Source organism: Micromonospora sp. NPDC049049 (assembly GCF_040649115.1).
Lineage (GTDB): Bacteria > Actinomycetota > Actinomycetes > Mycobacteriales > Micromonosporaceae > Micromonospora.
On record NZ_JBEZEX010000024.1, the window covers coordinates 1 to 12,351 of the forward strand.

The window sequence follows — 12,351 nt, forward strand, 5'->3', positions numbered from 1 at the left end:
CCGGTGCCCGACGCCTGCCCCCGTTGGGGTGGCATAACGTCGGCTTGGACCGAACCCCCCCGCTGGGTGGGGTGGCCGAGTGGCCACCCCACCCCCGTCGCCAGATCGGGAGTGGTGACACCGCTGCGGTAGCCCTGTCGGGTGGCCGACAACAGGTGGGAAGGGCTGTGGAAAACTCGTGAAATCCTGTGGATAGCGCTGGATAGCGGCCTGACCGCCTGTGGACAACGATCGACCGAACGCGAAGGTGCGGTCACGATTCGTGACCATGAGCCGCACCGTACTGCCCCGCCCCACCCTGCTTCCCGGTCTCAACCGGCTCTGGCGGGACCGACACACCCTCCAGCTCGGCGTCGGCCCCGGGCCGGCCGCCCTACTGGAGTTGGCCAACCCCCGCGCCGCCCACCTGCTCGACCTGCTCGACGGCACCCGCAGCGAGCGGGCCGTGCTGATCCATGCGGCTTCCGCCCAGGTCAGCGCCGACGACGCGCGTACCCTGCTCGACACCCTGCGGGCCGCCGGCCTGTTGGTGGCCGCGCACAGCCTGCTCCCCCGCGACCTGACCGGCCCGGTCCGCGCCCGGCTCGCGGCGGAGGCCGGCGCGCTGGCCCTGGCCGCCGCCCGACTGCCCGGCACCCCCGCGCAGGTCCTGCGTAGGCGGCGGGCGGCCCGCGTCCTGCTCACCGGTGCCGGGGCGCTCGGCGGGCCGCTGACCGTGGCACTGGCCCAGTCCGGCGTGGGGCAGGTGATTCCCCAGCTCACCGGCTCGGTACGCCCCGTCGATCTGATCGGCACGGGCATTCCCGCCGCCGAACTGGGTCGGCCGCTCGCACCGGCGGTGCGGGCCGCGGTCAACCGCGTCGCACCCGGCACCGTCACCCGTCCGACCCGCGCCGGGCGGATCGACCTGGTGATCCAGCTCGGCACGGACCGGCCCCCGGCGCTGCTGGCCGCCGGTCTCGCCCAGCGTCGGCAGCCGCACCTGCTGGTCACACTGCGCGAGGGCGTACCGGTGATCGGGCCGTTGGTCCGCCCACCCGCCGGGCCCTGCCTGCACTGCGTCGAGCTGCACCGGGCCGACCGCGACCCGGACTGGCCCCGGCTCGCCGCGCAACTCGCCGCCGCCGACCCAGTGGCTGCCGCCACGACCGGCACGCTGCTCGTCGCCTGCGGGTACGCCCTGGCCGAGGCGCTGACGCAGCTGGACGGCGGCCACCCGGAGACGCTGGGCAGCGCCATGGAGATCACCGGCGCCGGCCGTTTCCGTCGTCGGGGCTGGCCGCCACACCCGGCATGTGCGTGCTCGCGAGGGCGAGTGTCCGCACCAGCCCAGCCGCAGAGCAGCAGCGGGGCCCTCCGGTCGGTAACAATGACCGGGTGACCGACATCCCGCGCCGCGCCGTGTCCCGCACCGCCAAGCTCGCCGCCCTGCCGCTCGGCTTCGCCGGCCGGACCGTTCTCGGGATGGGTAAGCGCGTCACCGGGCTGGCCTCCGACGTGATCTCCGCGGAGATTCAGCAGCGCACCGCCGAGCAACTGTTCAGCGTGCTGGGCCAGCTCAAGGGCGGGGCGATGAAGTTCGGCCAAGCGCTGTCGGTCTTCGAGGCCGCCTTGCCGGAGGAGATCGCCGCGCCCTACCGGCAGGCGCTGACGAAGTTGCAGGAGGCGGCACCACCACTGCCGGCCGCCAGCGTGCACAAGGTGCTGGCCGAGCAGCTCGGCCCCGACTGGCGGGACCTGTTCGTCGAGTTCAACGACGTCCCGGCCGCCGCCGCGAGCATCGGTCAGGTGCACCGGGCGCGGTGGCGCGAGCCGGGCGTCGACGAGTCGGGCGAACCGAACAGCCGCGACGTGGCGGTCAAGATCCAGTATCCGGGGGCCGGCGACGCCCTGCTCGCCGATCTCAAGCAGCTCTCCCGACTGGGCGGAATGTTCCGGGCCATCCAGCCCGGCCTGGACGTCAAGCCGCTCCTGGCCGAGCTTCGCGAACGGATCACCGAGGAGTTGGACTACGAGCTGGAGGCCGAGTCGCAGCGCACCTTCGCCGCCGCGTACGCCGACGACCCGGAGATCTACATCCCCGAGGTGATCAATGCCTCGCCCCGAGTGCTGGTCACCGAATGGGTGACCGGCACCCCGCTGGCCGACATCATCCGCGAAGGCACCGAGGAGGATCGGGACGAGGCGGGTCGGTTGATGGCCACCCTGCACCTCTCCGCGCCGCAACGGGCCGGGCTGCTGCACGCCGACCCGCACCCGGGAAACTTCCGGCTGCTGCCCGACGGTCGACTCGGGGTGATCGACTTCGGTGCGGTGGCCCGGATGCCGGAGGGCACCCCGGAGCCGATCGGTCGTATCGCCGCGACGGCGCTGCGCGGCGACGCCGACGAGGTCGTGGCGGGGCTGCGGTCGGAGGGGTTCATCGGCTCGGCCGAGGAGATCGACGCCGAGGGGGTGCTCGACTTCATCCGCCCCATGCTGGAGCCCATAGCGGCGGACGGCTTCCGGTTCACCCGGGCCTGGCTACGGGCCGAGGCGGGTCGACTGGCCAGCCCTCGCTCCCCCACGTACCAGCTGAGCAGGCAGCTCAACCTGCCACCGTCGTACCTGCTGATCCACCGGGTGACGCTCGGGTCGATCGGGGTGCTCTGTCAGTTGGAGGCGAAGGCGCCGTACCGAAGCATCCTGGAGCGCTGGCTGCCCGGTTTCGCCCCGGTCGCCTGACCGTCGAGGCCCGGGGCGGCTGATCACGTCGAGGCCCGGGCGGCTGATCACATGGGGAAGGGCGGGTGCCAGTCGGCACCCGCCCTTCTGCGTGGGGTGGTACTAGAGAACGCCCAGGTCGCGGGCCGCCTGGTTGCGGCTGGTCATGGCGACGGTACGGGCGGATCGGGTTGCCTCAGTGCTCGTGGTGGTACGACCGGCCTGAGGCCGACGCATTCGAGCCCGGGACAACGCTTCGTGGAGTAGTTGCATCTCAAAGGCTCCACTCGGAACGTTCAACATCGTTTTCTCACTCACTGCCGGTGTGCCACCGGCGTAGTTGGAACGGGTCGGGAACATGTCAGGCTGCCAGCCGGACCGCGCCACGCACCTCCGACAGCCCACTGGCCGCCAGGCGCGCCTCGGCCTCGACCCGAAGCTCGGCGTCACGGGCGACGTCCTCCTTGCGCGGACGGCCACGGGGCCGCTTACGCGGGACAACCGCGCCACGCTCAAAGATCTCGCCGCCCCAGACGCCCCACGGCTCCGCTCGCTCAACGGCTCCAGCCAGGCATTCGACACGCAGCGGGCAGTCCCCGCAGAGTGACTTGGCCAGCTCAAGCTCGGTGGGCGAGTCGGAGAACCACAGGTCGGGGTCGAACTTCCGGCAGGGCAGGTTCGCCTCCATCTCGACGCTCATGTCGAGGGGGGCCAACGCCAGACTCATCTCCCGGTCACCTCTCTCTCACTTCGATCTCGTGGATCGCATTCCGACGTACTTACGGCGGGCAAAAAACTGAGGCCGCGGATCCCGGTAAGCGGGTTCCGCGGCCTCGAGGTGAGCCGGAGTCTGATGGTCAGACCGGTTTACCTCGAGGTGGAACGCCGCGGACATCCATGCGCTTCTTGGCGACCTGGATGCCATTGCCCGTGAAGCCACTGGTCCCCTCGACTCCAGCGGGCGCGACGGTCAGGGTCAGCTCGGCCTGAACCTGGTGCACCTGTGGAACCGACGGTCGTGCAGCCGCAAGGGCCACCCGGACAGCCGACAGCGGAGCGCAGACAGACGGCATCGCCGCCAGACGCTCATAGGTGAAGATCTTCACGGGTGCCACCTCCCTCACGTTCCTCGAATCGACTGGACCGACCTCGTGAGCAGCCGGAATGGCGCCGCTCGCGTGGTGTGTCCTGAGGCTATTCCTCGCGCCGGGGCGAGGGCAAACGAATTTACGACGAGATTTCGAAAGTTTTCTCCGGGCAGACATCGTCCACCCCGGCGCCGGCTACGAGGGCCAGCACCGACTCCCCGTAGAGGCCCAACTTGCGAGGACCGATACCGGCGATGGCGATCAGCTCCTCCGACCGGCCCGGTCGCCGCTCGGCCAGGGCGACAAGCGTCGCGTCGGTGAAGACCACGTAGGCCGGGACCTTCTGCGCACCGGCCACCCGCTGCCGCCACTCGCGCAGCCGTTCGTGCAGCTCATCGTCTATGTCGGACGGGCAGGTGGGGCAGCGGCCGAGCTTGCGGTCCGGGCCGGCGAGCAGGGTCGCGCCGCAGATCCGGCAGGAGACGATCTGGGTTCGTCGACGCTCGGGACCGCGGGCCGGACCGGTGCCGCCGGTCGCCCGTTCCGTGCCGCCGGAGCGGTCCAGTTGGGGCAGGAACCGCGACGGCCGCCGGGCCCGTCCGCCCGGCGAACGCGCCGCGGCGTACGACAGCCAGAGCCATTCCCGGGCGCGGGTGATCCCGACGTAGAGCAGCCGGCGCTCCTCCTCGACCTGTTCGACGGTCTTGGCGTAGGTGGTGGGCAGGGTGCCCTCGGCGAGGCCGACCAGGAAGACGGCGTCCCACTCCAGCCCCTTGGCCGAGTGCAGGGACGCCAGCGTCACGCCGTCCACAGTCGGCACGTGCTGCTGGGCGGCCCGGCGCGCCAACTCCTCGGTGAAGTCGGTGAGGGTGACCGGGCGCTCCACCGAGGCGGCCTCGCCGATCGGCACGACCTCGGGGGTGGCCGCGTACTCCTCGGCGAGCTGGACCAGCGCGGACAGCGCCTCCCATCGCTCGCGGGCGGCGCCGCCGGCCGGGGGCGCGTCCGGGGCCCAGCCGACGGCGGTGAGCGCCTCGACGACGGCGGCCGGCAGCGGTGTCTCCCCCGGGATCGAGCGGGTGGACGCCCGCAGCGCCACCATCGCCTGGCGCACCTCGGTGCGTTCGAAGAACCGCTCGGCGCCCTGCACGACGTACGGCACCTCGGCCTCGGTCAGCGCCTTCTCGTACGCCTCGGACTGCGCGTTGACGCGGAACAGCACGGCGATCTCCTTCGCCGGTGTGCCCGCGTCGATCAGCGACCGGCAGCGCGCGGCCACCGCGTTCGCCTCGGCCGGCTCGTCGGTGAAGATCCGCAGGTCCGGCTCGGGGCCGGGTGGGCGTTGCCCGCTCAACTCCAGCCGCAGGCGCGCCTCGGTGCCCCGGGCCTGGGAGATCACCGCGTTGGCCAGCCCGACCACCTGCGGGGTGGAGCGGTAATCACGGACCAGCCGGACCACTGTGGCGTTGCGGTGCCGGCGGGGAAAGTCGACCAGGTACGCCGAGGTCGCCCCGGTGAACGAGTAGATCGTCTGGCTGGCGTCGCCGACCACGGTCAGGTCGTTGCGGCCGGCCAACCAGGCGTCCAGCAACCGCTGCTGGAGTGGGTTGACGTCCTGGTACTCGTCGACCACGAAGTGCCGGTACTGGCTGCGGATCTGCTCGCCGACGTCCGGGTGCTCCTCGATGCCCCACACCGCGGCCCGCAGCATGTCCTCGAAGTCGATCACGCCGTTCGACCGTTTGAGCTGCTCATACGCGGTGAACACGTCGGCGACCTTCGTCGGCTCGTGCGGTGTGTCGCGCAGGGCCCGGGCAGCGGCCACCACGTATTCGGTCGGCTCGACCAGCGACGACTTCGCCCACTCGATCTCGCCGGCCAGGTCGCGGGCGGCGGCCCGGTCGGTACGCAGGCCGACCCGCGCGGCGGCGAGGGTGACCAATCGTACCTTGCTGTCCAGCAGTTCGGGCATGGCGCGGCCGGACAGCAGCCGGGGGGCGAAGTACCGCACCTGGCGCAGCGCGGCCGCGTGGAACGTCCGCGCCTGGACACCCTGCGCCCCGAGCAGAGTGAGACGGTGTCGCATCTCGGCGGCGGCCCGGGCGGTGAAGGTGACAGCGAGCACGTGGCGGGGGGAGATCTCCCCGGAGAGAGCCCGGTGGGCGATTCGGGAGGTGACCGCCCGGGTCTTGCCGGTGCCGGCGCCGGCCAGGATGCAGACCGGGCCCGCAGGTGCGGTCACGGCGGCGCGTTGCTCCGGGTCCAGCCCGGCGAGCACCTGTTCCGACGCTGAGTGAACCACCACAACCAGGAATCATCTCAGCTCCTCCCAGCGTTGCAGCGAACAGCCTCGGCTTGATCCCCAAGTCGCGGCCGGAGGAGTTGGAGGATCCGACCATGCTGACGATGTATTCCACCCCCTGGTGCGGCTATTGCCACCGGCTGAAGTCGCAGCTCGACCGGGAGGGCATCGGCTACGAGGTGGTCGACATCGAGCAGGACCCGAAGGCCGCGGACTTCGTGATGAGCGTCAACGGCGGCAACCAGACGGTGCCGACGCTGCGTTTCGCCGACGGCAGCGCCCTGACGAATCCCTCGATCACCCAGGTGAAGCAGCACCTGGAGACGCTCAACGCCTGATCCGCCGGTTCATTCTCGGTGCGCGGCCGCCCCACCCGGGGCGGCCGCTCGTCGTGTTCGGGAACGGGTCACGGTGACCACTGTCGGTGGGTGCCGGAAGCCCGGGCCGGTCGGCGTCCTCGGCGGGACGGCAGGGTGCCGGGAGCCCGGACCGGTCGGTGTCCTCGGCCGGACGGCGGGGTGCCGGGAGCGTCGGGCGGGTGGGCGGTGTCGGCGGGCGGGCCCCGGCCGGGGCGCTCAGGTGCCGGCCCCGCCACAGGTAGCTGCCGGCGGCCAGGGTGGCCGCCCCGACCAGCGCGAACAGCAGCCGGTAGTCCAGGAACCCGACCAGCAGGGCCCCCGCCCCGATGGAGACCGCCTGCGGCCCGCGGACCACCGCCTGGGTGGCGGCGGCGACCCGGCCGACCAGCGAAGGCGGCGTGCGGCGCTGGATCAGCGTGTGCAGACCCACCATCGTCAGCGGAAGCGAGACCCCGGCCAGCAGCACCGCCGCGAACCCGAGCCACAGATCGGGGAACGCGAGCGCGAGCGCGGCCGGAGCGAAGAAGGCGACCCCGGCGGCCAGTGTGCCGACCTCTCCGAGCCGGCGGACCAGCGTCGGTGAGAAGAGTCCACCGAGCAACCCACCGATGCCCTGCACTGTGAACAGCACCCCCACGAACGCGGCATCCCGGTTGAGCCCCTGGTCGACGTAGGCGAAGATGAGCGACTCGCTGAAGCCCATCACCAGTGACCCGAGCCCGTAGCCGAGCAGGGCCCGCCGCAGGGCCGGCTCGCCGGCCAGGTGCCGCAGACCGGCGCCCAGTTCGGCCGGCCACCGCAGCCGGACGGCCGGTGGCCGCTGCTGCGGCGTGGGCAGCGCGGTGACCACCGCCGCCGCGATCAGAAATCCGACCATGCCGATCCCGGCCAGCGCCCATCCGCCGAGCGCCGCGTAGAGCGCCGCGCCCACCAGCGGGCCGACAAGTCGAATCCCCTGACGTACGGTCTGCAGAACGCCGTTCGCCTCGGCCAGCAGCTCGATCGGCACCATCTCGCGAATGAGTCCACTGAGGGCCGCGCCGAGCGTGATGGACGAGAGTCCGTACAGGGCCGCCACCAGATAGACGACCCAGACGTCGCCCGCGTCGCGGACGGTGAACAACGGGGCGAGCAGGGCTGCGGTGACCACGTTCGCGGCCACGAAGAACGGTCGGCGCGGGTAACGGTCGACAACCCAGCCGACCAGCGGCGCCATCGTCATCGGCGCGATGACCGCGAAGATCGTGGCACCGGCCAACCCGTTCGAGCCAGTCAGCTCCTTGACCCAGATGGCGAGTGCGAGCAGCAGGATGGACTCGGCGGTCATGCTCGCCAGCAGACCGCCGAAGAGCAGGCGGAAGTCGGGTCGGCGCAGGATCGTGCGCATGGGTCCCTCCGGCGGAATGGCGTGCCCGGGTGGGCGAGGTCGACGGGCCGCGACCGCGGGTCCGTCGTCATCCGGCATTCCCGTGGTGCGATTTTCGCAAGACACGCCCTCGCCGGAACCTCCGACACCGGTCGCGCCGTCCATACTGACCGTGGGGGGCGAATTTCATACAGTTACCGTCGCGTCTGCGTCGGTCGACGGGAAAGAGGACACTGTGCCTCCTGCCGCACCCAGCCCGATCCTGCGTCGTCGCCGGTTGGGCATCGAACTGCGCCGCCTACGTGAGGCCGCGGGCCTCACCGGCGATCAGGTCATCGAGCGTATCGGTTGGGCCTCCGCGTCCAAGCTGTCCCGCCTGGAGAACGGCCGCAGCCGACCGGACCCGCAGGACGTCGGCGACCTGCTCGACCTCTACGGCGCCGACCAGGCACTGCACGACGAGCTGCTGGGCATCACCAACGAGGCCGGCGACATGCGCGGCTGGTTGAAGAACTTCCCGGTGATGACGCAGCAGCAGCGCGGCTGGGCCGAGTTGGAGGCGGGCTGCGCGGAGATCTCCGAGTACAACCCGGTGCTGGTGCCGGGCCTGTTGCAGACCCCCGGTTACGCCCAGCTCCGGATCGTGTCGGCCCGGCAGGTGAACGCGGGCGCGGGCGAGCCGGAGCCCGGCGACGAGCCGGAGACCGAGGTGCAGGCGCGGCTGGCCCGCCAGTCGCTGCTGACCCGCGAGCCGCACGCTCCCCGCTACACGGCCGTGTTGGAGGAGGCGGCTCTCGGCCGCCGGGCCGGGCCGCCGGAGGTGCTGCACGAACAGCTGCTCCAGCTCTGCGAGTTGGCGCTGCTGCCGAACGTGGCTCTGCACGTGCTACCCCGGGACACCCAGATCGGCGATTGGTACCTTCCGCCGACCGCCTTTTCGGTCTATCGGTTCGCCGATCCCCTCGATCCGGAGACATTGGCCATCGAAGGTGGCTTCACCGACGTCATGTCGACCGAGGCAATCACGCTAAATCGCTATAAAGTGGTGTTCGAGTGGCTATGCAAGGCGGCACTTAACGCCTCGGACACCCTCTCCTGGCTGATCGAGGCGACGGGACGGCTGACCGAGGCAACGCCCCCATCCACAGTGGCGTTCGGTCCGGCAACGGCGCCGACCCAACGCCGCCGGGAATCGGGGCGACTGACGGACCGGTGATCCACGGGGGACCTGCCGTCGGGACGTGCGGCACCACTCGTCCCATCGGATCGCTGCACATCAGGAGCAGAACCATGAACGAAATCCGCAACACGCCGTCCGTCTCCGCCCACTCGTTGGCGGACGCCCCGTGGCGTACCAGCACACGCAGTCAGACCTCCAACTGCGTGGAGGTCGCCCCGCTGGCCGCCGGCCCGTCGGCGGTCGCCCTGCGCGACAGCAAGGACCGGGGCGGCCCGGTGCTGCTGTTCAACCGCGCGGGATGGCTGGGCTTCATCACCGGGGCGAAGAAGGGCCAGTTCGATCTGAACTGATCCGGTGACTGGTACGGGGCCGTCGGCGCACTGCCGGCGGCCCCGTCGCGTCGTACCGCAGGCTCGGTCGCTCCGCGACCCGCGACCCTGCTGAGCAGGCATCCGCCGATCGGACGAGGCTCGAAACCGATAGGCGCGTTTCAGTTGCTGCGACGAACACGGGGCGTAACATGGCCTCGAGTACGTGGAACTTCCACACTGGCTCATCCGTCGCGGTTCATCCGGAGACCCTCATGCGGTTCCTGATCGTTCGCACCGACATCCGCGCCGTCGCTGACGGGGACATCGCCGCCGCCTGGGCGGACGGCCACCGACTTCGCGACGAGACGACAGCGCCCGAGCCGCGCCGGCAGACCGTGCACGCCGAGAACCGGGACGCCGCGCTGCAACTGGCCCGCGCCCTGGCCACCGTCGGCGCGGTCCGCGCCGGCAAGCAACGGGTCAAGGTCCTCCCGCTGATCGAGTCGCGGCCCGCCTTCCGACACAGACCGGGCCGCGCCGGCACCTGATTCCACAGGTCGTCCGTCGTGGTCGGACCGGCTCCCCCGCCGCGTTTGATCGCACCCGCTGACCACGACGGCCCGTGTTCCCGGCCCGTGACCGCCGCGGCAACGGCGGCCACGGGTCGGGACCGTGCTCAGCTGTCGGCGTCCGTCCAGCCGTCCAGCCAGCGGTGAATGAGAAACAGCGCGATCGACGACGGAGGCGGCAGGATCAGCCGGGCCCCGTCGCCCACGTCCACCGTCTGCCCGGCCAACGCCGCCCCGATCTCCCGGCGGGAGAACCACCGGGCGTACGCGATCTCGGACGGGTCGACCCGCACCGGCTCGGCCGGGTCGGCGGTGGCCAGGAAGCCCAGCATCAGCGAACCGGGGAACGGCCAGGCCTGGCTGCCCACGTACCCGATGCGCTCGACGCCGATGCCCACCTCCTCGCGGACCTCGCGCAGCACAGCCGCCTCCGCCGACTCCCCTGGCTCGACGTAGCCGGCCAGGCAGGAGTAGCGGCGACCACCCGGGGTGCCCTGCCAGCCGGCGTTGTTGCCGAGTAGGCAGTGGCCGTCCGGGCCGTCCACGCCGTCGTGAACGAGCACGATCATCGCCGGGTCGGTACGCGGCCAGATCCGCCCACCGTTGCGGTCCACCCGGGACCAACCCGCCTCGTCCATCGCGGTCGGCGCGCCGGTACTCGTCGAGTAACCGTGCCGGGTGTGCCAGTTGACCAGCGCCAACGCGGTGGTGAAGATGCCGGCCTCCCGGTCGGCGAGCAGGTGACCCACCTCCCGGAGGTGGACCGCCCGGGTTCCCGGGATCGCCGGAAGAGGCGCGTCGACAGCGAAGACCGGCACACCGTCCGGCTCCACACCCAGGAACATCGCCACCGACTCCGACCCGGCGGGCACGTCAGCCGCCCCGAGCAGCACCAACGTCGGAGGCGACGTCTTGGTGCGGGCCAGCGTCCGACCCTCGTCGGTCGAGTCGAGCAGCAGCACCCGGGCGCGCAACCACGCCTCGGTCAACCACTGCGGGTCACCCCGCCGGTGCGCGGCCCGATCCAACGTGGACCGCGCCAACGGCGGCGCCGCCTCCCCGCTCACGCCAGCCCCCCGCTGCTGAGCCCCATGGCCTGCTCGCTCACGCCTGCTGCTCGGTCTGCACAGTGGTCAGCGCTGCCAGCCCCGGGGTCACCCGCTCCGCGTCGCCGAGCACCACGATCGCCGCCCGGGCCGGGGCCAGGTAGCGGGCCGCCGCCTGCGCGACGTCGTCGATGCTCGCCTTCGCCAACCTCGCCGCGTACTCGGCGAGAAAGTCCAGGCGCAGACCGTTGCCGGCGTACGCGCTGGTCAACGCCGCCAACCCGGCCTGGGTGGACATGCCGAGCTGGAGGGTGCCCAGGGCGTACTGCCGGGCCTGCTCCAACTCCTCGGGCTTCGGCGGCAGCGACGCCAACCGACCCAGCTCGTACGTCGTCTCCAGCAGCGCCGGGCCGGTGACCTCGGTGGCCACGTCGGCGGCGGCGACCAGCACCGACCCCGCGACGGAGTGCTCGATCACCGAGTGCGGGCCGTACGTGTAGCCCTTGTCCTCGCGGATGTTCTCCACCCACCGGGAGGAGAAGTAGCCGCCGAAGATCAGGTTGGCCAGTTGCAGTGGGGCGTGGTCCGGGTCGGTGCGCGACACCGCCGGCAGCGCGATCCGCAGCGAGGACTGCACTGAGCCCGGCCGGTCGACCAGCAGCAGCGGCCCCGGCTCCAGTGGCGGTGTCGCCGGCAGTTCGGCCACCCGCCCGGCACCCGACCAGCCACCGAGCGCCCGCTCGGCCGCGTCCAGTGCCTTCTCCGGCTGGACGTCACCGACCAGCACCAACTGCGCGCCGGTCGGGTGGACCCGCTCCGAGTGCAGGGTGCGCAGCGCCGCCGTTCGGACGGCACGGATCTGGCCGGGCTCCGGCGTCTGCGTCGCGTACGGGTGCCGGCCGTAGATCCGCTTGAGCAGCGCCTCCCGGGCCAGGTGCGAAGGCTGGCTCTGTGCCACCTGGATCCGGTCGACGAGTCGGTCCCGTTCGGTGGCCACCTCGTCACCGGGGTAGCTGGCGCCGGTCAGCACCTCGGCCAGCAGCTCCAGCATCCGGTCCAGACCGGTGACCAGGCCGGCGCCGGAGAGCATCAGCCGGTCCGGGTCGACGCCCGCGGAGAGCCCGCCGCCCACCTTCTGCAACTCGGCGGCGATCTGCACGCTGGACATCGACTCGGTGCCGGAGAGCATGGTCTGCGAGAGCATCGCGCCGCGGGCCAGGTGGACCCGGCCGAACGGCACCCAGAGCCGCAGTTCGACAAGGGGTACGGCGGGCCGGCGTACGGCGATCACGGTGAGGCCGTTGCGCAGTGTCCGCTCGGCCTGCTTGGGCACCTTGAGCTTGCGGTTCGGCCCGAGCGGCGGCAGCGTACGCGGGCCGGCAGGAGCAGTAGCGATACTCACTGTGTCACCTTCGTTCGCGACTGTG

11 protein-coding genes and 1 pseudogene are annotated in these 12,351 nt (G+C 71.7%); 6 read left to right on the forward strand and 6 right to left on the reverse strand.

Going from position 1 to position 12,351, the window contains the following annotated elements; translation table 11 throughout:
• Positions 1–268 precede the first annotated feature (268 nt).
• Together AB0B68_RS22815 and AB0B68_RS22820 are read left to right on the forward strand one after the other, a co-directional pair.
• Entirely contained in the window at positions 269–1,381 is a 1,113-nt protein-coding gene (locus tag AB0B68_RS22815) for a TOMM precursor leader peptide-binding protein (RefSeq protein ID WP_357204775.1), read from the forward strand.
• Positions 1,378–2,724, forward strand: a complete 1,347-nt coding sequence (locus AB0B68_RS22820) for an AarF/ABC1/UbiB kinase family protein (RefSeq protein WP_357204777.1) — start codon at positions 1,378–1,380, stop codon at positions 2,722–2,724. The genes AB0B68_RS22815 and AB0B68_RS22820 overlap by 4 nt, the downstream gene beginning before the upstream one ends.
• A 340-nt stretch (positions 2,725–3,064) precedes the next feature.
• Here the strand turns inward: AB0B68_RS22820 and AB0B68_RS22825 are convergent, their stop codons facing one another.
• From AB0B68_RS22825 to AB0B68_RS22835, 3 genes are all read right to left on the reverse strand, one after another.
• Entirely contained in the window at positions 3,065–3,430 is a 366-nt protein-coding gene (locus tag AB0B68_RS22825; RefSeq protein WP_030490434.1) for a WhiB family transcriptional regulator, read from the reverse strand.
• Positions 3,431–3,560: 130 nt separating this feature from the next.
• Complete coding sequence (locus tag AB0B68_RS22830; protein ID WP_357204779.1) at positions 3,561–3,809, reverse strand: hypothetical protein; 249 nt, start codon at positions 3,807–3,809, stop codon at positions 3,561–3,563.
• 121 nt (positions 3,810–3,930) lie between these two features.
• Entirely contained in the window at positions 3,931–6,096 is a 2,166-nt protein-coding gene (locus tag AB0B68_RS22835) for an ATP-dependent DNA helicase UvrD2 (protein WP_357262538.1), read from the reverse strand.
• Between the two features lie 92 nt (positions 6,097–6,188).
• On the opposite strand from AB0B68_RS22835, the gene AB0B68_RS22840 reads away from it, so the two are divergent.
• A complete protein-coding gene (locus tag AB0B68_RS22840) occupies positions 6,189–6,431 on the forward strand; it encodes a mycoredoxin (RefSeq protein WP_112681335.1) in 243 nt (80 codons plus the stop codon).
• A 226-nt stretch (positions 6,432–6,657) separates the two neighbouring features.
• On the opposite strand, the pseudogene AB0B68_RS22845 reads toward AB0B68_RS22840, so the two are convergent.
• Positions 6,658–7,839: pseudogene (locus AB0B68_RS22845) on the reverse strand (MFS transporter); the annotation flags it as partial.
• A gap of 214 nt (positions 7,840–8,053) precedes the next feature.
• On the opposite strand from AB0B68_RS22845, the gene AB0B68_RS22850 reads away from it, so the two are divergent.
• From AB0B68_RS22850 to AB0B68_RS22860, 3 genes are all read left to right on the forward strand, one after another.
• The gene (locus AB0B68_RS22850; protein ID WP_357204783.1) at positions 8,054–9,034 is read left to right on the forward strand and encodes a helix-turn-helix transcriptional regulator; all 981 of its coding nucleotides are present in this window, start codon (positions 8,054–8,056) and stop codon (positions 9,032–9,034) included.
• Between the two features lie 74 nt (positions 9,035–9,108).
• On the forward strand, positions 9,109–9,348 hold the full coding sequence (locus AB0B68_RS22855) for a DUF397 domain-containing protein (RefSeq protein ID WP_357204785.1): 240 nt from the start codon (positions 9,109–9,111) through the stop codon (positions 9,346–9,348).
• A gap of 233 nt (positions 9,349–9,581) precedes the next feature.
• The gene (locus AB0B68_RS22860; RefSeq protein ID WP_357262541.1) at positions 9,582–9,857 is read left to right on the forward strand and encodes a hypothetical protein; all 276 of its coding nucleotides are present in this window, start codon (positions 9,582–9,584) and stop codon (positions 9,855–9,857) included.
• A 128-nt stretch (positions 9,858–9,985) separates the two neighbouring features.
• Here AB0B68_RS22860 and nudC read toward each other — a convergent pair whose 3' ends face one another.
• Both nudC and AB0B68_RS22870 read right to left on the reverse strand, forming a co-directional pair.
• A complete protein-coding gene (nudC, locus tag AB0B68_RS22865) occupies positions 9,986–10,945 on the reverse strand; it encodes an NAD(+) diphosphatase (protein ID WP_357262543.1) in 960 nt (319 codons plus the stop codon).
• A 37-nt stretch (positions 10,946–10,982) separates the two neighbouring features.
• Positions 10,983–12,326, reverse strand: a complete 1,344-nt coding sequence (locus tag AB0B68_RS22870; RefSeq protein ID WP_357262546.1) for a pitrilysin family protein — start codon at positions 12,324–12,326, stop codon at positions 10,983–10,985.
• Between the last annotated feature and the right edge of the window lie 25 nt (positions 12,327–12,351).